This window comes from Chryseobacterium hilariae (assembly GCF_051400735.1).
Taxonomy (GTDB): Bacteria; Bacteroidota; Bacteroidia; order Flavobacteriales; family Weeksellaceae; genus Chryseobacterium.
In genome coordinates this window covers 430364-456749 of sequence record NZ_JBLFFJ010000002.1, presented here as the reverse complement: position 1 = coordinate 456749, position 26386 = coordinate 430364, and the positions used below count along the sequence as shown (strand labels likewise).

16 protein-coding genes are annotated in these 26386 nt (G+C 39.6%); 11 read left to right on the top strand and 5 right to left on the bottom strand.

Annotated features, from left to right (window positions below):
* Positions 1-166 precede the first annotated feature (166 nt).
* From ACMGDK_RS08850 to ACMGDK_RS08800, 11 genes are all read left to right on the top strand, one after another.
* Entirely contained in the window at positions 167-3067 is a 2901-nt protein-coding gene (locus ACMGDK_RS08850) for a SusC/RagA family TonB-linked outer membrane protein (RefSeq protein WP_436807600.1), read from the top strand.
* A 10-nt stretch (positions 3068-3077) separates the two neighbouring features.
* Entirely contained in the window at positions 3078-4706 is a 1629-nt protein-coding gene (locus ACMGDK_RS08845) for a SusD/RagB family nutrient-binding outer membrane lipoprotein (protein WP_436807599.1), read from the top strand.
* 182 nt (positions 4707-4888) lie between these two features.
* Positions 4889-6175, top strand: a complete 1287-nt coding sequence (locus ACMGDK_RS08840) for an MFS transporter (protein WP_436807598.1) — start codon at positions 4889-4891, stop codon at positions 6173-6175.
* A 40-nt stretch (positions 6176-6215) separates the two neighbouring features.
* On the top strand, positions 6216-7187 hold the full coding sequence (locus ACMGDK_RS08835) for a glycoside hydrolase family 130 protein (RefSeq protein ID WP_436807597.1): 972 nt from the start codon (positions 6216-6218) through the stop codon (positions 7185-7187).
* A gap of 128 nt (positions 7188-7315) precedes the next feature.
* Positions 7316-9550: a GH92 family glycosyl hydrolase gene (locus ACMGDK_RS08830; protein WP_436807596.1), complete on the top strand. Its 2235-nt coding sequence runs from the start codon at positions 7316-7318 to the stop codon at positions 9548-9550.
* A 31-nt stretch (positions 9551-9581) separates the two neighbouring features.
* Positions 9582-11009 (top strand): glycoside hydrolase family 125 protein, encoded by a 1428-nt coding sequence (locus ACMGDK_RS08825; RefSeq protein ID WP_436807595.1) that lies wholly within the window; start codon positions 9582-9584, stop codon positions 11007-11009.
* A gap of 180 nt (positions 11010-11189) precedes the next feature.
* Positions 11190-13328 carry an endo-beta-N-acetylglucosaminidase H gene (locus tag ACMGDK_RS08820; RefSeq protein ID WP_436807594.1) on the top strand — a complete coding sequence of 713 codons (2139 nt, stop codon included), beginning with the start codon at positions 11190-11192 and terminating at the stop codon, positions 13326-13328.
* 57 nt (positions 13329-13385) lie between these two features.
* Positions 13386-15797, top strand: coding sequence for an endo-beta-N-acetylglucosaminidase H (locus tag ACMGDK_RS08815; protein WP_436807593.1), 2412 nt, complete (start codon positions 13386-13388; stop codon positions 15795-15797).
* A 137-nt stretch (positions 15798-15934) separates the two neighbouring features.
* Positions 15935-16801, top strand: a complete 867-nt coding sequence (locus ACMGDK_RS08810) for an ROK family protein (RefSeq protein WP_436807592.1) — start codon at positions 15935-15937, stop codon at positions 16799-16801.
* Between the two features lie 17 nt (positions 16802-16818).
* Positions 16819-19089, top strand: coding sequence for a GH92 family glycosyl hydrolase (locus ACMGDK_RS08805; protein WP_436807591.1), 2271 nt, complete (start codon positions 16819-16821; stop codon positions 19087-19089).
* A gap of 49 nt (positions 19090-19138) precedes the next feature.
* The gene (locus ACMGDK_RS08800) at positions 19139-19636 is read left to right on the top strand and encodes a cupin domain-containing protein (RefSeq protein WP_436807590.1); all 498 of its coding nucleotides are present in this window, start codon (positions 19139-19141) and stop codon (positions 19634-19636) included.
* Positions 19637-20081: 445 nt separating this feature from the next.
* On the opposite strand, the gene ACMGDK_RS08795 is transcribed toward ACMGDK_RS08800, so the two are convergent.
* From ACMGDK_RS08795 to ACMGDK_RS08775, 5 genes are all read right to left on the bottom strand, one after another.
* Positions 20082-22766: a TonB-dependent receptor domain-containing protein gene (locus tag ACMGDK_RS08795; protein ID WP_436807589.1), complete on the bottom strand. Its 2685-nt coding sequence runs from the start codon at positions 22764-22766 to the stop codon at positions 20082-20084.
* Between the two features lie 67 nt (positions 22767-22833).
* A complete protein-coding gene (locus ACMGDK_RS08790) occupies positions 22834-23112 on the bottom strand; it encodes a hypothetical protein (RefSeq protein ID WP_436807588.1) in 279 nt (92 codons plus the stop codon).
* 99 nt (positions 23113-23211) lie between these two features.
* On the bottom strand, positions 23212-23838 hold the full coding sequence (locus ACMGDK_RS08785) for a hypothetical protein (RefSeq protein ID WP_436807587.1): 627 nt from the start codon (positions 23836-23838) through the stop codon (positions 23212-23214).
* Positions 23839-23916: 78 nt separating this feature from the next.
* The gene (locus ACMGDK_RS08780) at positions 23917-24603 is read right to left on the bottom strand and encodes a response regulator transcription factor (RefSeq protein ID WP_002982671.1); all 687 of its coding nucleotides are present in this window, start codon (positions 24601-24603) and stop codon (positions 23917-23919) included.
* A 156-nt stretch (positions 24604-24759) separates the two neighbouring features.
* Positions 24760-26307 carry a sensor histidine kinase gene (locus ACMGDK_RS08775; protein ID WP_436807586.1) on the bottom strand — a complete coding sequence of 516 codons (1548 nt, stop codon included), beginning with the start codon at positions 26305-26307 and terminating at the stop codon, positions 24760-24762.
* Positions 26308-26386: the final 79 nt, after the last annotated feature.

Sequence of the window (26386 nt, the reverse complement as noted above, 5' to 3'; positions counted from 1 at the left end):
AAATTTAGATTTGTTAATGTGAATTAAATCTTAACAAAACTTTAATTATTTAATGCAAACAGGATGTAATGTTGCAGAAAAATGAAGATAAATCCTGTTTTAAAATTTAAACAATATTTAAGGCAATGTAGTTGATTCTCAAATAAATCTTAATAAAACTAACCTTATGAGAAAAACTGTTATACCGGTTTTATTAGCTATTTCTTTATCTGCCTACGCACAGGAAACAAAACAGGCAGATACTGCTAAAACAACCAAAATAGAAGAGGTGGTTGTTACTTCTTTGGGGATAAAAAGGCAGGTACGATCTTTAACGTACTCAAGCCAGCAAATTGGAGGGGATGAGCTTACGGAAGTAAAAACACCCAATCTTTTGAATTCCATCAATGGAAAGGTTTCCAATGTACAGATTAATAAGACCAATGGTGGTGTCGGAGGATCCGTAAGGGTGGTTATGAGAGGAGATAAGTCTACACGAAACAGCCAGCCATTGTATGTAATTGATGGTATTCCTATCATTAACAATACAAAAGGACCCAATGTGGATTTTTTTGCTTCTATGCCTGATACAGGAGATGTATTAAGTACCATCAATCCTGAGGATATTGAAAGCATCAATTTTCTGAAAGGTGCTTCAGCTGCAGCATTATATGGCGCTGCGGGAGGTAATGGTGCCGTTTTGATTGTAACTAAAAAAGGAAAATCGGGAAGGAGTAAATTATCCTATACGACAAGTTTAACACTTGATAAGGCTTATAGTCTCCCTGAACTCCAATACAGTTATCTGCAGAGTATTCCTTACGATCGCGCGGCGGGACAAACCGGTTCCCAACAGAGTTGGGGAGCAAAAGGAGCTTCAAAAGATTATCTTAAAGATTTCTTACAGACCGGAGCTACATGGGTCAACAATATTTCATTCCAGTCTGGAAATGAAAAATCCAACAATTTCTTCTCTATAGGAAATACAACGAATAAGGGAATTATCCCGACATCAGTATTTGATCAGTATAATATTAATTTCAGGAATTCGAGTAAATTTCTGGATGATAAGCTGACGCTTGACGCCAACTTTATGGGATCTTTGCAGAACAGTAAAAACAGACTGACGCCAGGATCTTATTATTCTCCATTGGTGAACCTGTATTGGTTGCCGAGAGGTGTTGATTTCGATCAGTTCAGTGGCTCAAATTACACCTATCAAAATAATAACAGACTACTTCCTGCCCAGAACTGGTGGGCCATAAAACCGGATGGAAGCTTCAGTGTAGAATCTCAAAACCCTTACTGGATTCTTTATAAAAACCCTGTTACAACAAAAAATAAAAACCTTTACAGTGCAGCAACATTGAGCTACCAGATTAATCCGTGGCTATCTGCACGAGTAAGAGGAAATTATAGTTATACCACTTCAGACAGCCAGCGTAATGTTGCAGTGTATTCCCTGCCTGTATTACTGGGAGGAAATGATAATGGTAAACTTTACAAGGATGTTGTAGAAAGTTCGTCTACGTATGGTGATGCCTTATTAATAGGAAGTCCGAAAATTACAGATGATATTTCTCTGGATTTTACGGTAGGTGGAAGTATAAATACGCAAAGATATACATCAAGCAGCATAGAGAATAACCTTTTGGTAATTCCTAACTTATTTGAACTGAATAATTTACAGTGGCCGGGCCAGAATGGAAATGGAGTGAGCTACGTCGTGTATAGAACAAAAAAACAGACCCAGTCCGTCTTTGCAAGTGCCAATTTGGGATATAAAAAATTCTTATATCTGGATCTTACATTTAGAAATGACTGGGATTCAACACTGTCAGGAACCGGCAGAATTTCTTTTGATTATGAATCGATTGGTTTAAACGCCATCTTATCAGAAATCTTTAATATTTCAGAATCCATCAATTTCTGGAAAGTGAGAGCTTCCTATGCAGAAGTTGGAAACGGACTGTATTCCAACCTAACTGCTCCTAATATTTACCGTTATCAGGTAAATGCAGGTACTATGATTACTCCTAATTCATCACCGGTGACCAACCCGGAATTTTCTGAACTCTTTGCTAAACCGGAACTTAACAAAACTTTTGAAGCAGGAACAGAACTTAAACTTTTTAATAACCGTTTAAGCTTTGACTTCACTTATTATAATTCAGTAGTATCCAATCAGCTTTTGCAGGCGGTGGAAATATCTTCCAACTTAGGATTTGGAACCGGAAGATTTGATGTCAATGCCGGAAAAATTCAGAATGTAGGATTTGAATCCAGTTTATCTTATAAAGTATTCGCCGGGGAAAAATTTGATTGGACCACAACAATTAATGCATCTGCCAATAAAAATACCATTAAAGAACTTTTCCCATCCAGATTACAGATTCCTGCAGACAAAACCTTTGTGCTTACAGGAGGAGGGTATAACAGATTAAAAGTAGGTGGTTCATTCGGAGATATCTACGGATCAGTATTCAAGAGAGATGGCCAAGGTAGAATTATTGTGGATGCGGATGGCGTTCCGTTAAGAGATGAAAACCAGGTTCAGTATCTTGGAAATCCGAACCCTAAATTTATCCTTGGTTTCAACAACTCATTCAATATCGGAAAATTAGGAATCAGTTTCCTTATTGATGGTAAATTCGGAGGAAAAGTATTAGGCTATACCCAGGCTAAAAACGATCAGTATGGGGTAAGTAAGGCCAGTGCAGATGCCCGTGATAATGGAGGAGTGTCTATTCCAAATGCAGTGTATGAAAACGGAACCCCTTACACAGGGTTAACCGATGCTGAAAAATACTATTCTAAAGTGTCAGGATCCATTGACGAACCATATATGTATAAAGCAACAGCAGTGCGTTTAAGGCAGGCTTCAATTTCATATACCTTTGATATAAAGTCAAAATTTATGGAAAATGCGACCGTAAGTTTAATAGGAAGCAATCTGTTCTTCTTATATAAAGATGCTCCGTTTGATCCGGAACAGGTCTCCGGAGTCAATCCTGGAGGTGTAGGAATTGATATGTTTGGTATGCCAATTACCAGATCTGTAGGTTTATCATTAAAAGCTAACTTCTAATTTTAAGACAATGAAAATATCCCATATTAAAACAATATCATTCAGTGCATTGATGCTGTTTTCCGCCTTAAGCTGCACGAGTGAATTTGACAAATATAATCAGGAATATATAGGAGGACCTGAAAATTTCAATGCCGATTTTACCCAGATTGTGAATCCGTTGAAATTGATGCAGAGAAATCAGCAGAGTTCTACCAACTGGATCTATCAGCTGCAGACCAATCTTAACGCTGACATGTTCAGTGGTTTATTCAGTACAGCTACGCCTTATAATGGAGGCAGAAATAATACCACTTATTTCATTATGGACGGCTGGAACGAGAGAATTATGATGACGCAGCTGGAAGATGTTTTTGATAAATCTAAAACCATCAATACCGTAATCAAGGAAAATTATCCGGGTATAAATTTTAAAGCATCACTTGCTCTTGCTAAAATCCTTAAAGTTATCTCTGCCAGTAAAGTGTCAGATGCCCATGGTCCTATTATTTACAGTAAATTTGAAACACCCAATCCTACAACAGGGATTACCGATTTTGATTCGCAGCAGGAAGCTTATAATAACTTCATTGCGGATCTTACCTCGGCTATTTCAGATTTGCAGCAAACTCCGGGTGTAGAAGATAAAGCGGTTATTACTAAATCGGATCTCATATATGGTGGCAGCCTGGCTAATTGGGCAAAGCTTGCCAATTCTTTAAAATTAAGATTTGCTATGAGAATCAGCTATGCTGATCCTGCTAAATCAAGACTATATGCTGAAGAGGCTTTAGCTTCTCCGGTAGGATTTATCGATGACAATTCTTCAAATGCCTTGATTAATTACGGAGGAGCTTCTCCTCTCAGCGATATTATCTATTCCTGGGGAGATTGTAAGATAGGGGCGCCATTAATGGCATTTATGAACGGGTTTAATGATCCAAGAAGATCTGCCTATGCCAAGCCTGCCACTGATCCTTCTGTAGCCGGACAGTACATTGGGATAAGACAGGGTGTTGATATGGGAGGAAGTAAAGACCGATATGGTGACTTCTCCCAACCTATCGCTGCATCTGCTAATGGAGATTATTTCTCTAACAGCAGTGGAAAAAATAAAGTATTTACTGCTGCAGAAATCTGGTTCCTAAAGGCCGAAGCTGCCATCAGAGGGTATGCCGGAGCCGGAGATGCAGGAACAAATTACAATAAAGGTATCGAAATGTCATTTGCAGAATGGGGGAAAAGCTCAGCTTATGCAGCCTATATCGCAGATGCGACTTCGAAGGAAGCTCCATATATTGATCCTAAAAATGCTTCAAACAGTATTCTGGCAGGAAGTCCAATGCTGAGCACTATTACCATCAAATGGAACGATGGTGATACTTTCGAAAGAAAATTAGAAAGAATCATGACCCAGAAATGGATTGCTATTTACCCTGATGGATCTGAAGCATGGGCAGAGCAGAGAAGAACGGGCTATCCTGTTATTTTCAAAAATGTTCTGAATGACAGCCAGGGAACCATTAGTACCGATGCAATGATCAGGAGAATTCCTATCCCGACCAAATACAGAAACAATACCCTGAATTATGCTCAGGCCTTACAGTATATTGGTGGCCCCGACACAGGCGGAACCAAATTATGGTGGGATAAAAAGTAATAATTTTAAGCAGATCAATTATAAAGATAAAGAGGCCGTCTCAAAAGTTAGATTTAATTTTTTCATTTCGGTAGAAGAAATTTCTGATACACGTTAGTTTAGATTCTTCAATTTTAGTTTCGTTTCAATTCGGGATGATGCTTTTGAGAGGCTCTCTTTTTCTTTAACATTTTAGTTTGAATATGGGAAACAACAACTCTGAAATTCGCTCGGTAAAACCGATTTTCTGGATATCAACATTATACTTTGCAATGGGAATTCCCTTTGTAACCATTAATGCGGTCTCCGGGATCATGTACAAAGACATGGGGATTTCAGATTCCAAAATCACATTCTGGACTGCCCTGATTATGTTTTCCTGGACCTTAAAACCTCTATGGAGTCCGTTTCTTGAGATCTATAAAACAAAAAAATTCTTTGTGGTAGCCACCCAGTTTGCCATAGGAGTTCTGTTTGCTTTGGTTGCGCTGAGCTTACCAATGCCTGATTTTTTCAAATACAGCATTGCTCTTTTTGCCATCGTTGCCTTTTGCGGAGCAACACATGATATTGCGGCAGATGGTACCTATATCAATTTTTTAACGAACAAAGAGCAAGCAAAATATATTGGATGGCAGGGAGCTTTTTACAATCTGGCTAAAATCATAAGCAGCGGAGTTCTGGTTTATTTCGCGGGAGTTTTGGAGAAAACCAAAGGAGTCACCAATGCCTGGATGATCATCATGGGCATTTATGGCCTTCTGTTTTTTGCACTAGCTTTGTACCATTATGCTGTTTTACCGAAAGAAAATAAGCAGGAAAAAGAAACCAGAAAAGCAGGAAATATTCGTAAAGAACTGTTGGAAGTCATCACTTCTTTCTTCAAAAAAAAGAATATCATGTGGGCGGTACTGTTCATTATCCTGTACCGTTTTGCAGAAGGATTTGCCATAAAGATTGCGCCCTTGTTTTTCAAAGCTCCGAGAGCCTCAGGAGGATTAGGATTATCTACATCGGATATTGGACTTATTTATGGAACTTACGGTTCAGCGGCATTTATCTTAGGATCTGTATTGGCAGGCTATTTTATTGCTGCCAGAGGGCTGAAAAGATCTTTGATCTGGCTGTGCTCTGCTTTTAATATTCCATTCGTAGTATATGCATTACTGGCCTATTTTCAGCCGACAGAGCTGCTTCCGGTAGGTGTTGCCGTGGTCGTAGAATATTTTGGCTACGGATTCGGTTTTGTAGGGCTAATGCTTTATATCATGCAGCAGATCGCACCCGGAGAACACAAAACTGCCCATTATGCATTCGCAACCGGTATTATGAACCTCGGTGTGATGATTCCGGGAATGTTCAGCGGGATGATCAGCGATTGGGTAGGTTACAAAATGTTTTTCATTTGGGTACTTATTGCCACGATACCGACATTTGTAGTGACCCTTCTGGTTCCGTTTTCATATCCTGAAAAACTAAAAGAACACTAAATCATTATTAAATACATTAAATAAAAAGTAAAAATACTTTATGACATTTCAACCAGCAAAGATCCCTTGGCAGGATCGTCCGGAAGACAGCCGTGATACTATGTGGCGTTACTCTGCAAATCCGATTATCAACAGATATGCAATACCTACGTCCAACAGCATTTTTAACAGTGCGGTGGTTCCTTTTGAAGATGGATTCGCAGGAGTTTTCCGTTGCGATAACAAAGCAGTGCAGATGAATATTTTTGCAGGTTTCAGTAAAGATGGTATCAATTGGGAGATCAATCATGACCCGATTGAGATGAAGGCCGGAAATACAGAAATGATAGAATCGGATTATAAATATGATCCCCGTGTTGCCTTTATAGAAGATCGGTATTGGATCACATGGTGCAACGGATATCATGGCCCGACAATCGGGATTGCCTATACTTTTGATTTTAAAGAATTCTTTCAGTGCGAAAATGCTTTCCTGCCCTTTAACAGAAACGGAGTCCTTTTCCCTGAAAAGATCAACGGTAAATATGCCATGCTGAGCAGGCCTAGCGATAACGGGCATACGCCATTCGGAGATATCTACATAAGCTACAGCCCGGATATGAAATACTGGGGCGAGCACCGTTGCGTAATGAAGGTAGCACCGTTTGAGGACAGCGCTTGGCAATGTACGAAAATAGGGGCAGGTCCTGTTCCTATTAAAACAGAGGAAGGGTGGCTGCTTTTTTATCACGGGGTGATCAATACCTGCAGAGGGTTCCGCTATTCTATGGGAGCATCACTGCTGGATCTTGAAGACCCTTCGAAAGTATTGTACAGAACAAAGCCTTATTTATTAGCTCCTGCAGAACTGTATGAGCTCACAGGAGATATTCCTAATGTGATTTTCCCATGTGCTGCCCTTTCAGAAGGAGATAAGGTAACCGTATATTATGGTGCAGCGGATACAGTTGTGGCCATTGCGTTTGGATATATTTCAGAAATTATTGATTTTATGAAAAAGAATTCGCTTTAAACCGATTGAAAATCTGAGAATATGCCGGTTGTCTTTGTTTTTCCGCTTGCTGAAATCATTGCTATGGTTTTTATATTGTTAAATAAACTCCTATCTTGAGAAATTTTTAAGATTTCCTTATTATGATTATGAAAAAAGAACTGCTTATATTTTTATCAATGATCCTGTTTTCTCATGCCGGAAATGCCCAGCAGCGGAAAGATGATGTTCTTTCATGGGTAGATCCGTTTATAGGAACAGGAGGACACGGCCATACATTTCCCGGAGCGACTACACCTTTTGGAATGATCCAGCTCAGTCCGGATCAGAATACCAAAAGTGGTGATTGGGACTGGTGTTCAGGATACCATTACAGCAGTAAAACCATCATGGGATTTAGTCATAATCATCTCAGCGGAACAGGCTGGGCAGATCTTGGAGATATTTTAGTAATGCCAACCGTCGGGAAAATAAAAATGCTTCCAGGTTCAGAAGACAAACCGGAAAGTGGCTACCGCTCGACATTCAGTCGTGAAAAGGAAACTGCTTCACCGGGATATTATTCCGTGATGTTAGACAGCTATGGGATTAAGGCAGAGCTTACAGCTTCTCCGAGAGTTGGGTTCCATAAATACACTTTTCCGAAGAGTGAAGAATCCAATGTTATTATCGATCCTACCAATAAAATCTTTGGAAATACTTATCACACCCTCGTAAGTATAGAAGGCAACAATAAAATCAAAGGATACTGCTATAGCAATGGCTGGGGCGGAAAAAGATTCGCTTATTTCGTGATGGAGTTTTCAAAACCTTTTAAATCCTATGGAACTTATTCAGAAGGGAAAATAAAAGAAAACGAAAAAATTGCTCTTGCCAAAGATGCCAAAGCTTTTGTAAGATTTTCAACCGAGGAGAATGAAAGCATTGAAGTGAAAGTTTCTTTATCTCCGGTAAGTACGGAAGGTGCCCAGGAAAACTTTGATGCCGAAGCTAAGAATATAAATTTTGCACAGGCTAAAGAAACAGCTCAGAACACCTGGAGAGATCTCATCAACAGATTTCAGGTGACCGGTGGTACGGATGACCAGAGAAAAATCTTCTACACCGGAGTATATCATACTTTCATCGCTCCTAATCTTTATATGGATACCAACGGAGATTATGTAGCCGCTCAGGAAAATATGAATACCAAATGGTTTATCAACTACAGTACTTATTCCTATTGGGACGGATTCAGAGCGACACATCCTTTGCTGACCATTATGGATCAGAAACATACAAAAGAATTTGCCAACTCGCTGATCAGCAGATATACAGACCGCAAAGATCACATGCCAATCTGGGAACTGTGTGGCTACGATAATTTCTGTATGTTGGGTTATCACAGTGTATCGGTAATCTGGGATGCTATTTCAAAAGGAGTACCGGGAATCGATCATGAGAAAGCATTTGCAGCGATGAAAGATGCTTCGTTAACGGATAAAATGAGCAGCAGCGATGGAGGCGGAGGTCTTAATGATTACATTAAACTAGGCTACACCCCATCAGAAAATGGAGCCTCAGTCTCCGCAACGCTGGAATATGCGTATGATGACTGGTGCATTCAGCAGCTTGCCGAAAAATTAGGAAAAAAAGAAGAAGCGGAAGTCTATAAAAAACGTTCCATGAGCTTCCTTAATACCTTCAACAAAGAAAATAACCATTTCTGGCCAAAGCAGAAAAACGGAGAATTTTTACCGGATTTTACTTTAAACGACTGGAAAAAACTTCAGCCGCACTGGGTTTCCGGAAATATCTGGGCGTATGATTTCTTCGTTCCCCATCAGATCGATGAAATGATGAATTTATACGGAGGTAAAAAAGGATTTGAAGAAAAACTGGACAAAACTTTTACCGAAGAACTTAAGATGATTGGCGAACAGCACGTAGATATTTCAGGATTCATCGGTTCTCTGGGATTCGGTGACGAGCCGGGACATCATGTTCCTTACCTGTATAACTACGCTGGAGCTCCTTACAAAACCCAAAAAATGGTCAAATTCATCAGAGATAATATGTATGCGGCAAAACCGGATGGTATTGTCAATAACGAAGATTGCGGTCAGATGTCTGCATGGTATATTTTCTCTTCATTGGGATTCTATCCGGTAACTCCCGGAAAACCTGTCTACGCCATTGGGGCACCACAGTTTCCAAAAGCATCCTTAAAGCTGGAGAACGGAAAAATTTTTACGGTAATAGCGGATAAAATCTCAGATAAAAACATTTACGTTCAGAAAGTGTTCCTGAACGGGAAAGAATTCAAAAGCTGGGAAATTAACCACAGTGATATCATGAATGGCGGTGAACTGAAATTTGTAATGGGAAGCAAGCCTGTAAAATAAAATCAAAATATAACGAAATATTAAAAGTATAATGGAAAGGAGAAAGTTTATAAAGACAAGTGCAATAGCAGGAGCGGGATTACTGTTTACTCAAAATGTTTTTGCTAAAACGTTGAGCATGGAAGATTTTCCTGTGGTCCGCGTTCCGAAAGATAAAAGACATTTTACCAGTGAAGCGGTAGAAAATGCCATTGCAGCTTTTAAAAAGAAAGTGAAGAATAAAGAGCTGTCATGGCTTTTTGAAAACTGCTTTCCCAATACTTTAGATACTACCGTTTTTTATAAAGAAATTAATGGAACTCCGGATACCTATGTTATTACAGGAGATATTGATGCCATGTGGCTTCGTGACAGCTCTGCACAGGTTTTCCCTTACCTGCAGTTTTCTAAGAAAGACGAAAAATTACACAAACTGATCTCCGGAGTGATTCACAAGCAGACAGAATTCATTCTGAAAGATCCTTATGCCAATGCTTTTTATAATGATAACAATAAAATAAGCAAGTGGAAAGAGTACGATCACACGGACATGAAACCCGGGACCCACGAAAGAAAATGGGAGATCGATTCATTATGTTACCCAATCCGCCTGGCTTACCACTTCTGGAAGACAACGGGAGATACAAAACCTTTTGATAACAATTGGCTGCAGGGAATCAAACTGACTTTACAAACTTTCGTAGAGCAACAGAGAAAAACAGACTTAGGGCCATACAAATTTGAACGTACGACAGCTTGGGCTACCGACGGAATTCCAATGGGCGGCTACGGTTATCCGACAAATCCTGTAGGATTAATCAACTCTATGTTCCGCCCAAGTGATGATGCTACCATCTATGCTTTCCTGATCCCTTCCAATTTATTTGCAGTCGTAAGCTTACGCCAGGCGGCAGAGATGGTGTCACAGATCAAAAATGAAAAAACTTTGGCCCAGCAATTAAATAGCTTAGCCGATGAGGTAGATGCAGCCATCAAGAAATATGGAATCTATGACCATCCTCAATATGGAAAGATCTATGCCTTCGAAACGAATGGATTCGGCAGTTATAATTTAATGGATGATGCCAATTGTCCAAGCCTTCTGGGGCTTCCTTACCTGGATGCCGTAAAAGCTGATGATCCGGTTTATATAAATACCAGAAACTATGTCTGGTCAAAAGATAACCCGTTCTTTTTCAAAGGAAAGCTGGCAGAAGGAATCGGCGGTCCGCATATCGGTCTTGATATGATATGGCCCATGAGCATCATTATGAAAGCCCTTACCACCAAAGACAGAAAAGAGATCAGGTGGTGCATAGAAACGTTACAGAAAACTCATGGAGGAACAGGCTTTATGCATGAATCCTTCCACAAGGATAACGATAAGAAATTCACCAGAGAATGGTTTGCGTGGGCGAATACATTATTCGGTGAACTGTTATGGAAAACCTTTAACGAGAATCAGGATTTACTGACTTAGAATTGATATTTGCAGCAGGTGCCAGCATAACTTTTATTCCCGTTTTTTTAGTTGCAGTGTTTTACAGAGAATTCATTGAGGGAAAACCTTATGAAATTTTCTGCCCGTAGTTGATCATTTTTCTTCCTTTCCAGAGAGATGAATACATATAAATACATCAAATAACTTAGAAAAAACATTATGAAAAAAGCCCTTACTACATTGATCTTAATGATCATTCATGCAATCCCTGTGCTGTATGCACAGCAGCTTAGCCCTACGGGAATATGCTATGTGGAAGTAAACAACAACAATATCCTGAATGCCGGATCGTACAAATTGCAGACATCAGGTAAATATTTGTTTAATGTGGTCAATATTTTCGCAGCGAATATCAATTACGATACCGCCAGAAGCAGACCTTACCTGTACTGTAATAATAACGTTACCAAAGTACTGACCAATGCAGATACCTACATAAAGCCGCTTCAGGCAAAAGGGATGAAAGTGGTATTAACCATTTTGGGAAACCACCAGGGAGCGGGTCTCTGTAATTTTCCTACCCGTGAAGCTGCCAGAGACTTTGCCCAGCAGCTTGCACACACCGTAAATACTTACGGTCTTGACGGAATCGACTTTGATGATGAATATTCAGACTATGGACAGAACGGAACCGGCCAGCCCAATGCCAGCTCTTTTGTGATGCTTGTACAGGAATTGAAGGCTTTACTGCCGAATAAAATGATCACATTTTATTACTATGGCCCTGCTGCTTCAAGACTTTCCTGGAACGGGCTTAGAGTAGGTGATTATGTCAACCACAGCTGGAACGCGATGTACGGAACTTTCTCCACACCCAATGTTCCGCCTCTTACCAATGCACAGATCTCTCCGGCAGCTGTATGGCTGGGAAATACTTCCAATTCTACCACCACCAGCCTGGCCACCCAGACAAAAAATGGAGGATACGGAGTATTTATGTGGTATGATCTTCATGGAACCAATGAAACATCACAACTTTCAGCCGGAACACAGACCTTATATGGGGAACAGACGGTCTTAAGCACGCCTTTACAGTCATGGACGCAGGGAACCAATTGTGATGCACCTATCGGATTATTTACCAGCAACCTTACCGGAACCAGTGCAAAACTGAACTGGTCAGCAGTAGGAACCAGCACTTATGATGTAGATTATAAACTGGCTTCTTCTGCCACCTGGACCAATGCTGCAACCGCTGTTTCTGCTACTTCGGTAACCATATCAGGGTTAACCGTCAATACGGAATATGACTGGAGAATCAGAACGAACTGCAGCGTAAAAAGTACCTATATTTTTGCCCCAAGATTTAACAGCGGAACAGGAACAGCTCCTTCAGGCTCTACTTCTCTTTCCCTGGACGGAAGCAGTGAATCCGGTGCAGCCGGAAACCTTACTTTAAGCGGATCAGCATTATCATTGGAAGGGTGGATAAAGCCATCATCTTTCAAATCTGCATCTCCTTATATTTCATCGGTTATGGGTACGGAAGTAAGCGACAGCAATTCAGCTTTCCTGCGTTTGGGAGATGCCAATATTGCAAATAACAAGCTTCAGTTTGTGGTAAGTATCAATAATGTACAGCAAAAATTGACAGCCACCACAGCATTAAATGCCAATACATGGTATCATGTTGCAGCAACTTACGATGGCTCTGCAATGAAAATCTATATCAATGGGGTTCTTGATGCCACCAGATCCCAGACAGGAAGCGTTTCTTCCAACGGAGCTTTCAATGTAGGATACTTATATAACACATCCAGAAATTTCAACGGTAAAGTAGATGAGGTTAGAGTCTGGAAAAGAGCATTGAGCCAGACAGAGATCAGCCAGAATATGTGTAATGTGACCCTTCCGGCAACTTCCCTTGCAGCCTATTGGAAATTCAATGAAGGCAGCGGTTCATCCGTTCAGGACAGTTCAGGAAACGGAGTTACATTAACATTGATAGGTGTGGATGCTTCCAACTGGGGAACAGATATACCATGTCCGGCAGGAACTCAAGTTGCGGCAAAAAATCAAAAGGCTGTAGCTCTTGAGCAGGTAACTGCTAAAAAGCAGATCAAACTGTATCCAAATCCTGTAAGCACATCTTCTCCGCTTACCATTTCTGTTCCTGAAGAATATAATAGAGGAAAATTATTGGTTTATCATTTTAATGGGAATATTGTAGAAACAAAACCATTGCAGGCCGGAGACCATCAGTACGATTTATCTAAGCTTTCGATGGGAAATTATATCATTCAGTTTGAATCTCAGGACGGAAGCTTGAAGCAGACAGAAAAATTAATTGTAAAATAAAAAAACAGTCATTGGGCTCAGGCCCAATGATTTTACCAACCATAAAAATTGAATTACATGAAAAAAAACTCCATTTTTACTGCTTTGATAGCACTGGTCACTCAGGTGGCATCTATGCTTCAGGCGCAGCAGCTTAATCCTTTAGGAATTTGCTATGTAGAAGTGAATAACAACAATATGCTGAATGTAGGATCTTATACCCTGCAGAATACCAACAGACAGCTTTTTGATGTGGCAATTATTTTTGCAGCCAATATCAACTATGATGTTTCTAAAAACAGAGCCTACATTTCTAATAATAACAATGTTACCAAGGTATTGAATGATGTGAATACCTATGTAAAGCCTTTACAGCAAAAAGGCATTAAAGTGTTGCTGGATATTTTAGGAAATCATCAGGGCGCCGGAATTTCAAACTTCCCGAACCGTGAGGCGGCACGGGATTTCGCACGGCAGCTTGCCCATACCGTTTACACTTATGGCCTGGATGGTATTGATCTGGATGATGAATATGCAGGGTATGGAAATAACGGGACTGGACAGCCCAACAGCAGCTCTTTTGTAATGCTTTTGCAGGAGCTAAAGGCAGCAATGCCGGATAAGCTGATTACCTTTTATTATTTAGGACCGGCAACATCAAGACAAAGCTACAACGGCGATGCAGCCGGAAATTATATCAATTACAGCTGGAATCCGTATTACGGAACGTATAGTGCTCCTATAGTGCCTCCACTTAACAATACCAAACTTTCAGCTGCGGCTACCTGGATACAGAACAGTAATCCTCAATCCACTTCTGCCGCTACACTTTCCACTCTTGCTACCAATACGATCAATGATGGTTATGGAGTATTTATGTGGTACGATCTTAATGGAGCTAACAATGCCAGCTATCTGAGCACGGGGTCAAATATTCTTTATAACGAAAATACACTGCTTAGCGGTCCGCTCTATTCATGGACTCAGGGAGATGCTTGTAATCCGCCTTTAGTGCTTGAAGCAACCAACACTACAGGAACTTCAGCCAAATTAAACTGGACAGCTAATGCTTCCCAAACCTACAATATTGATTACAAGCCAGCGAATTCAACCACCTGGACAAACCTTGCAAGCAATTATTCTGGAAACAATATTATGGTTAATAACCTGACCCTGAATACGGATTATGACTGGAGAATACAGTCGAACTGTTCAGCAACCTTAAAAAGTACCTATCTGTTTGCTCCCCGTTTTAATTCCGGCAGCACATGTGGAACGCCGTCCGGTATGAAGTCTGAAAGTTTTTTGGGAACAACCACTAAAGTATCATGGGATGCAGTAGCAAGTGCCTCATCCTATAATTTACAATATAAAACAGCCGCTGCAACAACCTGGGCTGATGTTCAGAATATTTCTACAAACTCTTATACCTTGCCGGGATTAACTGAAAATACAAATTATGTATGGAAAGTACAGGCCGTATGCGGTGGAACTGCTATAAGCACATATTCCGCCGAAACGACTTTTAATAGTGGATTTGCTCCTGTGCAGAGCCCTGGTGCGAGATCACTTTCGTTCAACGGAAGCACCCAATACCTGAATGCAGGACAATTTAATCTTAGCGGGAACGCAGTGACATTTGAAGGCTGGGTAAAAGTAAATGCTTTCAAGCCTAATTTTCCCTACATATCATCAGTAATTGGAATTGAGGTTGGGGACAGTAATTCTGCAATCCTGAGATTTGGAGATGGAAATCTGGCTAATAATAAGCTGCAGTTTATCTTAAGTTTCGGATCTGCTCAGGTAAAACTTAACAGCGTTACAGGACTTACTACCAACACATGGAATCATGTCGCAGCGACCTACGACGGATCCGCTATGAAGATCTACATCAACGGTGTTCTTGATGCCAGTGTAGCTGCTTCAGGGAATTTCACGGCCAATGGCATTCTTTACTTGGGCAGAAATTATGAAAATGCCCGTACTCTTAACGGATTCCTGGATGAATTCAGGGTTTGGAAACGAGCTTTAACAGCCTCAGAAATTCTTCCCAACAACTGTAATGTTCCATCCAATTCTTCCAATCTTGAAGCCAACTGGAAAATGAATGAAGGCAGCGGAAACGGTGCTCTGGATGCCACAGCCAATACACACTTTGCGACTCTGATCGGAATGTCCAATACGAACTGGAGAACAGACGTGGCCTGCACTACACTGTCAACAAAAGATATTTCTTCTGAAAAAAATCACTTGAATGATGTGTATCCAAACCCTGTTAAAAAAGGCAATGATATTCATTTTACTATAAAAGACAAATCTGCCAGTGAAATTACGTTATATGATATGGCAGGAAAATTATGGGTAAGCAAAAAAATTGATAAGAATGACATGGTTGTCAATACCAGAAACCTATCTGCAGGAACTTATATTTATAAAATAAATTCAAAAGACAGTCAGGTTAAATCCTCTGGAAAGGTGATCATAGAATAAAAGCTTAATCCTCGTGAGCGTATAAAAAGTAAAAATAAATTAGGGGATTTTAGGATGGGCAGGCGGGGAGTATAAATACTTTCCTGTCTGTCCTTTTAAGAGAAAGAATTATTTACAGAGAAAAATAAAGAAATAGTATGATGCAGAATATTGTAGGAATAGACATTGGAGGTTCACACATAACGATGGCACAGGTTGATCCTGAGAAACGTAAAATTATCAGTTCAACCTATGTAAGAGAACACGTAGATTCTTTCGGGGCCCGGGAAACAATTTTTTCTGCCTGGATATCAGCCATCGAAAAAGTAGCCATTGGTTTAGTTAAAAAAGATCTTCTGATCGGTATAGCCATGCCTGGACCTTTCGATTATGAAAATGGAATTTCGCTGATGCAGCAGGGGAAATTTATCGATATCTATCAGGTCAATATTAAAGAAGAATTGGCCAAAAGGCTCTCAGTTTCTCCCGATCAGATTCATTTTGTGAATGATGCCGGGGCTTTTCTTGAAGGAGAAGTTTTTGGAGGCTGTGTAAAGGACTACAAGAGGGTTTTTGGAGTTACCTTAGGAACAGGATTGGGAACAGCTTTTTATAACGGAAAAGAAGCAACGGATGAAGACCTGTGGGATTCGCCTTTCAAAGATTCTATCTGTGAAGATTATCTAGCAACACGCTGGTTCGTGAATCATTATAAAGCCCTGACAGGTGAAGAAATATCGGGAACCAAAGATTTATTAGACAAATCTGAAGAGATGCAAGCCCAAATATTTGCTGATTACGCAGATTCCTTTGCAGAATTCATTGTAAAGTATGTAATGAAATATAATCCTGAAGTTTTGGTTATAGGCGGAAATATTGCAAAAGTCTATCCTTACTTTAAAAACAGGTTAAATCAACATCTGGAAGAGCATAAAATCAACCTTCCTATTAAAATTTCCGCTATTTTTGAAGATGCGGCTATTCTGGGTGCTGCAGGTTACACTTTGAAGAAAAGCAAAAGATAAATTAACAAAATGATATCATGAAGTCTTTATTCTCAATTTTTTTTATTCTATTAAATGTATTCGCATTTAGCCAGGAAATACTTCCTGCAGATTACGTGAATCCTTTAATGGGAACTCAATCCAAACCGTCTTTATCCAACGGGAATACTTATCCCGCTATAGGCTTGCCATGGGGAATGAATCTTTGGACCCCGCAGACAGGAAAAATGGGGGACGGATGGGCTTATACCTATGATGCAGACAAGATAAAAGGATTTAAACAGACCCACCAGCCATCTCCATGGATGAATGATTACGGAGCTTTCGCCATTATGCCGGGAGTCGGTAAACTAAAATTTAAGGAGGAAGAACGGGCAAGCTGGTTCAGCCACAAAGCTGAGAATGCTAAACCTTACAGCTACAGTGTTTATCTGGCAGACATCAATGTAACAACAGAACTTACCCCAACGGAAAGAGCTGCTTTTTTCAAATTTGATTTCCCAAAAACAGACAGTGCTTACGTAGTTATTGATGCATTAAACAAAGGCTCTTACATTAAGATCCTTCCTAAAGAAAGAAAAATCCTGGGTTATACTACGAAGTATTCCAGAGGAAAATATAATAATTTCAAAAACTACTTTGTTATTCAGTTTGATAAGGATTTTGATTTAACGACTACCTGGAAAGACAGTGTGTTTGTAAAGAATCAATTAGAAATTACAAGCGAACATGCCGGAGCAATTGTTGGATTTAAATTAAAAAATAAGGAAAGTGTTTACGCAAGAACAGCTTCCTCATTCATCAGTTTCGAGCAGGCAGAGCTGAACCTTAAGAGAGAAATTGGAAGCAGAAATTTCGAACAGGTAAAAACAGATGCTAAGAATATCTGGAATAAAACACTGGGCAGAATTGAAGTAAAAGGAGGAACAGATCAACAGCTCAGAACATTTTATTCCTCTCTCTACAGAACATTGTTCTTCCCTCAGAAATTATACGAGATCGATGCTGAGAACAAAGTAAAACACTGGAGTCCTTACAACGGAAAAATCCTGGGTGGGAAAATGTTCGCAGGAACAGGTTTTTGGGATACTTTCCGTGCCCTGTATCCTTTCCTGAATCTTGTTTATCCAAGCATCAATGCTGAAATGCAGGAAGGCTTAGTCAATACTTTTAAGGAAGGAGGATTTCTCCCGGAATGGAGCAGTCCGGGATATTCTGACATTATGATCGGGAATAATTCCGCTTCTGTAGTGGCAGATGCATACATCAAAGGGCTTCGCGGATATGATATAGAAACGCTTTGGCAGGCAGTGAAACATGGAGCTAATAACGAAGGGCCAATCGATGCCGTTGGCCGTAGAGGAGTGCAGTATTACAATACTTTAGGCTACGTTCCTTACGATGTAAAGATCAATGAAAATGCAGCCAGAACTCTGGAATACGCGTACGATGACTTTGCAATTTATCAGTTAGGAAAAGCATTGGGGAAACCCGCCTCGGAAATTGATGTTTATAAAAAAAGAGCTTACAACTATAAAAATGTATTTGACCCGGAAACTGGTCTGATGCGTGGAAAAAATAAAGACGGAAAATTCCAGTCGCCATTCAATCCGTTCAAATGGGGCGATGCTTTTACAGAAGGAAACAGCTGGCATTATACCTGGTCGGTTTTCCAGGATATTGACGGTTTGGCTAAACTTATGGGTGGCAAAAAGAAATTCGAAGCCAAACTGGATGAGGTTTTCTCTCTTCCGCCAGTCTTTGATGACAGCTATTACGGCAGTGTCATCCATGAGATCCGTGAAATGCAGATCATGAACATGGGACAGTATGCCCACGGAAACCAACCGATCCAGCATATGATCTATTTATACAACTATGCCGGAGCGCCGTATAAAACACAGTATTGGACACGACAGGTGATGGATAAACTATATTATGCAACACCGGACGGCTATTGCGGTGATGAAGATAACGGACAGACTTCCGCATGGTATGTATTCTCAGCCTTAGGATTTTATCCTGTAACGCCAGCCACGGATCAGTATGTTTTAGGAGCACCGCTTTTCAAAGAAGCCGTGATTCACTTAGAAAACGGTAAGAAAATTGAAATAAAAGCGCCGGAAAACAGCGCTGAAAATCTATATGTTAAATCACTAAACGTAAACCTTCGGTCTTATTCAAAAAACTGGCTCAGCCACAAAGAACTGATGAATGGAGCTGTGTTGGAATTCCAGATGGATAATAAGCCCAATAAAGAAAGAGGCTCTGAGGAAAAAAACTTTCCCTATTCGATGTCGAAGGAATAATGATCAACAAACTTTATATTTGAAAATAATTTTAGAACAGGAATAAATTATGAGTACAGAAAAAAAAGAAATATTCGAAAAGGTAGAAAAAATGCTCGGGGCCCAGGGTTTTACTATTGCAGCAAAAGATGATACAAGACCTTGGGGAGGCTTTTTCGTGATCGATGAAAATCAGGCTCAGGATTTTGCCAATCAGTATTTTGACGGAATCAATGTGGAAAGTCTAAGAATAGGAGGGAAATTGAGCCCTAAGGTTCTTTTGGTTGCTCCAAATGCCCGTCTGAGTTGGCAATACCACCACCGCAGAGCCGAGATCTGGCAGGTAGTGGAAGGTACCGTTGGGATCAAAACAAGCAATACCGATGAAGAAGGCGAGCTGAAAGAATACCATCCAAAAGATCAGATCAAACTTCAGCAGGGGGAAAGACACAGGCTGATCGGCTTGACTGGCTGGGGTGTAGTAGCAGAAATCTGGCAACATACCGATGCATCCAATCCTTCTGATGAAGATGATATTATAAGAGTGCAGGACGATTTCGGAAGATAATATCTGTAAAAATAAAAAAAGACTGTTTCAAAAACAGTCTTTTTTATTGGTGTCAAATAACCTTAAAACCAAGTTAATTTTTTTTACTTATTTGTGTTTTTTAAGTTTTCGAAAAGTTCTTGAGGTTACCTGTACATCAAGATTTTGTTTCATCATTTTTGTTTCTTGTAAAATTCCCCATTTGGAATAAATTCTTACTTGGTTAATTTTACTGGTACAAAGTAACAGCTTTCTAACATAAAATTCCCTATAAACAGTATCGATATATATCGATGAATCATAGATGTTTATCTATAGGTATTGTTTCGTGAAATATAAACTTATAAGGTTTATTTGTAGATTCTATATCATCCCCTTCATCAAAATCAACTTGTTGATTCCCCTTTGCGCTCCTCAAATCTACAGTATAAAAAAATCAACTTTGCGTTAAAAAATATATCATTAATTAGAAAGTCACATCCAGCCCCACATAAAAATTAGCCTTCATAATAGGGGCATATACCATTCCACCATCAAAATAATTTCCAAAAGGATTTCTGAAATCAACAATTGCATTTTTCTGATAGTAAGACGTAAGGTTTTCTCCTCCTAAATAAGCTCTGATCTTTTTATTGAAATTCCTGGAAATCTGCGCATTCAACACAGCGTAAGAATCAGAATATACCGGCAGCTGGAATTCAGCAGGGTTGCTTGATGTATTGGGAAGCCTCTGCTTTCCTACCCAATTCAGGGTGGTGTCAAAACTCCAGAATCCGCCGTTATCATTTTTATTCGTTGCATAGGCAAGATTCACAAAACCTCTATGCTTGGCCATGAAAGGGACTTCTCTTCTGCCATCAATATAATCTGCCTGAACATCATAATATTTATAGGCCAGCCTTACATCAAAATTTTTGAAAGGGGTGAAATCCCACTGGGTTTGGAAAGAGTTCGCAAAAGATTTTCCTTCTAAATTATAGAAAGTAAGCTGTTGTGGAGAACGGTCAAGATCAACTAGAACCTGATCCTGGAAATCGGTCCTGAAAAAATCAGCGACGATGGAGGATTTCCTTCCGAAAAGCTTGAACTCCTGCTGTAAGCTGGCTCCGTAATTCCATGCAATCTCAGGTCTCAATCCATAAATATCTCCGCCGCTCTGCAAAATCTGAATATTTCTGTTTGAAGCAAAATACTGTTGGTTTTCCGCAAAAACATTAGCCGTTCTGAATCCTCGGCCTGCAGAAAGCCTTAAGATGGTCTGAGGTGTGAAATCATATTTAAAATTAAGTCTTGGAGTAAACTGTGTTCCTGCAAGGTTATGAAAATCTGCTCTGGCTCCTGCCACCAAAGTATATTTTAAACCTGTCAACGTATATTCTGCAAAAATCCCGGGAACGATTTCATTCCTTTTCATATCGTCCTGTAAATAAGTTTCCTCATATCCGTCATACAAAAAGCTTGCTCCGGCTTTATACTTATGATTTGTGTTTCCGATGATGCTTTCAAAGATTAAATTTGAATAATAAGTATGCTGCTTCCCGGCATAATTTCTCAGTCCGAAAAAGCTGTCCTGCTGATGGTACACATACTGGTTCATCCAGCCTAAACTCTGGTAAGGCTTCCCTTTGAACACATATCCTGTTTTATTCCAAACCTGGAATCTTGAAATATCAATACCCACACCATATGCTCCTTGTTCGTCCTGAGGCAGTTTCTTATCAAAAGCAACCTGCCCGGCTGTTCTCTCATCCCTTATAAAATTGATTCCGAAATGAGACCCGAATCCCGATTTTTCCAGGTCATTGTAATTAAGAAGGTAGGCTGCATTGATCTGCGTTCCTTTCGGTCTGTCCAGGAAAGTATCGTGATTCATATCCGTGTCTCCAAACGTTCCGTTTCCGTGCAACAAGAATGTCTGTGACCATTTCTCATTGATAGGGGAGACACTGGTGATATTGGCTTCCGCCCTTCCGTTGAAATCAGCGAAAATATTTAAGGAAGTTTCAGGTTCTTTTGCATTTTTCAGAAGTTCGGTATTGATCTGTCCTGTGATACTTTCGTAACCGTTCGTTACTGTACTTCCTCCTTTTGTCAGCTGAATGCTTTCGATCCATCTTCCGGGAATGAAATTCAGTCCGTAAGCCGAAGCAAGACCTCTGATCTCCGGTAGAAGCTCCTTCGTTAAACTCGTATACTTTTGATCCAGACCAAGCATTTTCAGCTGTTTGGTTCCCGTAACGGCATTGCTGAATGAAACATCTACGGTTGCATTGGTTTCAAAGCTTTCGGAAAGGTTACAGCAAGCTGCTTTCAATAATTCTTTCTTATCAATATTAAAAACAAGGCCTGCCTCCTTTTTGCTTAATGCAGTCGCTGCTTTTGAACCGGTAACGGTGACACCTTCAATATTTTTTTCGGACTGTTCATGGCTTTCAGCAGGAGTAGTTTGATGATCTTTGTGGTCATCATGTTTTGTCTCTTCCTCGAAATGTACCTTTGGATTCGCTTCTCCGAAAGGAATGTTTCGGTCGTACAGACAACATCCCGGAAGGCCTTTATAAGTATCATCTGACGATTTATATTTTTCATTGTCATGACCCGCATCGGCAATAGCCTTTAAAACCTTATCTGATGAGGTTTTCGAAGGATCAAAATTTAAAATTACCGTCTGCTTTTCTGCGCTCCATTCTGCTGAATCAGCACCGGCTGTTTTTGCCGCTTTTTCGATTCTGGCTTTGCATGAGCCACAATTTCCTTTTACATAAAACTCATTTTCTTTTTTAGCATGATGCTCATGGGCGTCTGTAGGAGAAGGCTGAAGATTCCTTTCATAATGACAGCATCCCGGAAGGTCTTTATAAGTAGCATCGGATGATTTGAATTTTTCATTGTCGTGGCCGGCATCGGCTACCTTCTTTAAAATTTCGTCTGTAGAAACTTTGCTGTCAGTTTCCAGGGTTAAAGTCTGCAGATCAATAGAGTAAACAGCGGTTTTAGCGCCTGCTTTTTTAGCGGCAGTTTCTATTCTGGATTTGCACATGTCACAGTTTCCTCTAACCTGAAACTGGTTTTTTGAAAGGTTTTGAGCGAATATAAAGTGTACAGACAGGATCATTAGACCAAGAATGAACTTGGAAATATATAATTTCATTTTGTTTAAAGTTTAGATTAATTATCAACGGTCCATTAAAATGCTTAACGGATTCACTGTTTGGTAGTTAACCTATTTTAGGCGGCTGCCAGATCTCTTTTAAACGGTCTGATAAATGAGGCGGTGAATATGGGAACTGTGGATTCTTATTAGCTTTATAATAAGACAGGTCAAAATGTAAATTTTTAGAAAAAGGGGTTTCTATATAAGTATAACATGCTACACATGTTGAGCAGCAGTCATCATTGCATGAAGATTTTGTTGTGTTGTCCTTGCTGTTTTCTGAAGTATGATTTTTGCAGCAGTCGCTTTTTTCAGCCTTTACCTTACAACAGGTATCCTGCATAGTTTTAGAATAGAAGCTGTCTTTAGGAACTAAAAAAATTCCTAGACAAAAAACAACTGCAAGAATGTGAAACAGCTTCATCTCTGCAAAAATACAAAATTAAGACAAAGGATCACCAACTTTTAAAGCACAATTGTGCCAAGGTTCTCCATGGGCAGGGTTCAGCTTGGGTTTTTCACCTGTTGGTGGAGCAGCTGTTACAGGCCCTGGAACATTCTGCGCTGCGCTTTGAATAGGTTGTGGTGCTGGTGCTGGTTTACTGCTTAGAGGCTGTCCTACCGGAATATCACATCTGTGGCCAGGCTGTCCGTGGGGAGGATTCATACCCGGAGGTGTTTTAACCTGTTTCCCGTTATTGTCAATTACCATCTTTCCCGGTGACATGGAATTTTGATCTATTTTAATGGCGTTGTTAGGGTTTTGTCCCGGAGCAGTCTGTATAGCTGTAGGGCTTGCATTAAGAGGCTGTCCCACAGGAATATCACATCTGTGGCCAGGCTGCCCATGCGGAGGGTTTTTAATTCCCGGAGCTGCAGTAATAGAAGCTAGATTTGGGTTGGACTGTACACCTGCCTGATCCATCAGTGAAGTTTTAGAAGCTGGGTTAACTGCCACGGCAGACTGCTGAACACCTGCTTCTTCCTTTAAATAAGTAGGTTTTTCGTCTTTATTGCAAGAAATTGCTAATAAGGAAATGGCGATAAAGCCAAAGAGTGTATTTTTCATATCCAATCGTATGAAACAAAATTAGCAAAACATTTTTAATTGTTTTGCTAATTTTATACTTATAATATGTTTTTAGGCTTAATTTTTAACTAAAAGCCTAAATCCTTCACCGTGAACGTTGATGATTTCCAATCCTTCGTCGTCTTTTAACAGCTTACGAAGCTTAGCAATATATACATCCATACTTCTTGCGGTAAAATAATTTTCTTTTTTCCAGATCTTTCTCAAAGCCAGATCTCTTGGCATGAAATCGTTTCTATGGATACAAAGAAGTTTTAGCAGCTCATTTTCTTTTGGAGAAAGTTTATATTCTTTATCACCCACTTTCAGCTGTCTCAGCATAGAGTCGAAGAAAATATTACTGATTTTGAACTGCTCCTGCTCCTCATTTTCTAAGGTAGAGCTTCTCTGCAGGATCGCTTTGATCTTATATAAAAGAAGTTCTGTATCAAACGGCTTTGTAATATAGTCGTCCGCACCCAGTTGGTATCCTTTCAGGATATCTTCTCTCATATTTCTTGCTGTAAGGAATATAATAGGTGTGTTTTTATCGATTTTTTTTACGTCTTCAGCTAATGAAAACCCGTCTTTTTTGGGCATCATCACGTCAAAAATACAGATGTCAAATTCATTTTCTGTAAATTCTTTCAAGCCCTGCTCTCCATCTGTAGCAAGGGTTACCTCAAAGTTATTGATCGTCAAATAATCCTTCAGCACTGCTCCGAAACTCTGATCGTCTTCTACTAATAATATTCTATTGCTCATGATTTTAATAATTAAAATTAATGATTAAAAATTAAGAATGAACGTTCTCACTCTATCTTCTATATTTGTTATTTGGTTTCTATTTTATTATTGATGAATGATGATTCATTTTGCAGAGATCTTATCATCCATCACGCATTACTTATCATTGATAATTCAGCTCATCGGCAGTTTTATCGTAAACGTGCTTCCTTTGTCTTTGTGGGAGTCTACGAGTATCTGTCCTTTGTGGAGCTCTGCAATTTTCTTTACATAGGAAAGCCCCAGGCCCTGTCCTTTTACATTATGGATATTTCCTGTTTCTTCTCTAAAGAACTTTTCAAAGATCTTAGTTTTATTGTGGGTTTCCATTCCCATTCCTTTATCAGAAATTTCTATGACATACCAGTTTCCTTCGTTGCTTGTTTTTACTTTAATTTCTGGCGCTTCCGGTGAATATTTGTTGGCATTGTCCAGTAAATTCACCAGCATATTCGAGATGTGGAACTCATCTATTTTAAAAGTATAGTTCGTTGCAGTAAATTCCTGTGTCAAAGAGCCGTTTCTTTGCTGCACAATGAGATTAAAAGATTCTGTTGTTCTTTTGATCAGTTCACGTACATTAGTTTCTCTTAAGAACAGCTCTACCTCATTTCTTTCAAGCTTGGACATGTTCAGGACATTTTCCACCTGCTTTTTCATCCTTAAATTTTCCTGCTTAATCAGCTCCGAATAGTATTTTACCTTATCCGGATTGGTAGCAATCTTGTCATTGGCTAAAGAGTCAGTGGCCACAGAGATCGTAGCCAGAGGTGTTTTAAACTCATGGGACATATTATTGATGAAATCTGTCTTTACTTCCGCCAGCTTCTTCTGCCTCATCATATAATTAATGGAAATAATGTAAATCCCGAGAATAGTTAATAATGAAAGAAAGGTTCCCAGAAGCATCGGCCAGTTGTTCATTGCCAGAGAATATTCTTTCTTAGGAAATACCAAAGCCAGACTGTACAAAGTCCGGTCTTTTTTATCAGTAAAAAGAGGATAACTATAAGTATTACTGTCTTTCTTTTCCTTATAAACCTTGTTGACAACACTTGTAATTCTGTTGTTCTTGTCAATTACCCCATATCCGAATTTTGCAGTAATGCCTTTTATTTTCAGTTCTTTAGCAATTACTGAATCAAGTACCTTAGGATCTACCCTTTTATCGATGGGCAGATTGGTGCCAACCACTTTTACGAATTCTTTTATAGCATAGTCCCCGTTTTCAATATCATTGTTTAGGTCTGTAGTAAGAAGCTCGCGGTTGGTGGTATCTTTCTTTATTTTATAAGTTGCATCGTCAGTATACAAAGTTGTCAGGTTTACCGAATCCCCTTTCTGAGAGATCGGAAGCTGTGTTTTTGAGATGATGTTTTTAGAATAGATGATCTGGCGCTGTGTACCGGAATCTTCTACCTGCTGAATTGTCGTTAAAGAAGGTTGATCTTTGCTGGCAAGGATATTGTTTCTTAGATTAGTATAATCCTGGTTCAGGTATTTGTCAGCTTCAATTTCTTCAATACTTTTTGAAGTATTTTCTAAAGCAGAATATACTTTATTGGAAAATTCCTGCTCCAGGGCACCGTAATAACCTTTCAGCCAATAAAATTGGAGCGTAACAAAAACAATCAGTGAGATTGTCATAAACACCGAAATTATTGGGATGAATTTATTATTCATTATTGAATTTTATATATTGGAAAAATATGAATGTTAAAATTAATTATTTTAAGACTTGATAAACAAAAAACGAGCCAAA

Excerpts from the sequence above, each read along its gene's own strand:
- ACMGDK_RS08780 (WP_002982671.1), bottom strand. The coding sequence starts at position 24,603 with ATGAGCAATAGAATATTATTAGTAGAAGACGATCAGAGTTTCGGAGCA.
- ACMGDK_RS08840 (WP_436807598.1), top strand. The coding sequence starts at position 4,889 with ATGGGAAACAACAACTCTGAAATTCGCTCGGTAAAACCGATTTTCTGG.
- ACMGDK_RS08835 (WP_436807597.1), top strand. The coding sequence starts at position 6,216 with ATGACATTTCAACCAGCAAAGATCCCTTGGCAGGATCGTCCGGAAGAC.
- ACMGDK_RS08790 (WP_436807588.1), bottom strand. The coding sequence starts at position 23,112 with ATGCAGGATACCTGTTGTAAGGTAAAGGCTGAAAAAAGCGACTGCTGC.
- ACMGDK_RS08845 (WP_436807599.1), top strand. The coding sequence starts at position 3,078 with ATGAAAATATCCCATATTAAAACAATATCATTCAGTGCATTGATGCTG.
- ACMGDK_RS08800 (WP_436807590.1), top strand. The coding sequence starts at position 19,139 with ATGAGTACAGAAAAAAAAGAAATATTCGAAAAGGTAGAAAAAATGCTC.
- ACMGDK_RS08815 (WP_436807593.1), top strand. The coding sequence starts at position 13,386 with ATGAAAAAAAACTCCATTTTTACTGCTTTGATAGCACTGGTCACTCAG.
- ACMGDK_RS08805 (WP_436807591.1), top strand. The coding sequence starts at position 16,819 with ATGAAGTCTTTATTCTCAATTTTTTTTATTCTATTAAATGTATTCGCA.
- ACMGDK_RS08810 (WP_436807592.1), top strand. The coding sequence starts at position 15,935 with ATGATGCAGAATATTGTAGGAATAGACATTGGAGGTTCACACATAACG.
- ACMGDK_RS08775 (WP_436807586.1), bottom strand. The coding sequence starts at position 26,307 with ATGAATAATAAATTCATCCCAATAATTTCGGTGTTTATGACAATCTCA.
- ACMGDK_RS08795 (WP_436807589.1), bottom strand. The coding sequence starts at position 22,766 with ATGAAATTATATATTTCCAAGTTCATTCTTGGTCTAATGATCCTGTCT.
- ACMGDK_RS08850 (WP_436807600.1), top strand. The coding sequence starts at position 167 with ATGAGAAAAACTGTTATACCGGTTTTATTAGCTATTTCTTTATCTGCC.
- ACMGDK_RS08825 (WP_436807595.1), top strand. The coding sequence starts at position 9,582 with ATGGAAAGGAGAAAGTTTATAAAGACAAGTGCAATAGCAGGAGCGGGA.
- ACMGDK_RS08830 (WP_436807596.1), top strand. The coding sequence starts at position 7,316 with ATGAAAAAAGAACTGCTTATATTTTTATCAATGATCCTGTTTTCTCAT.
- ACMGDK_RS08785 (WP_436807587.1), bottom strand. The coding sequence starts at position 23,838 with ATGAAAAATACACTCTTTGGCTTTATCGCCATTTCCTTATTAGCAATT.
- ACMGDK_RS08820 (WP_436807594.1), top strand. The coding sequence starts at position 11,190 with ATGAAAAAAGCCCTTACTACATTGATCTTAATGATCATTCATGCAATC.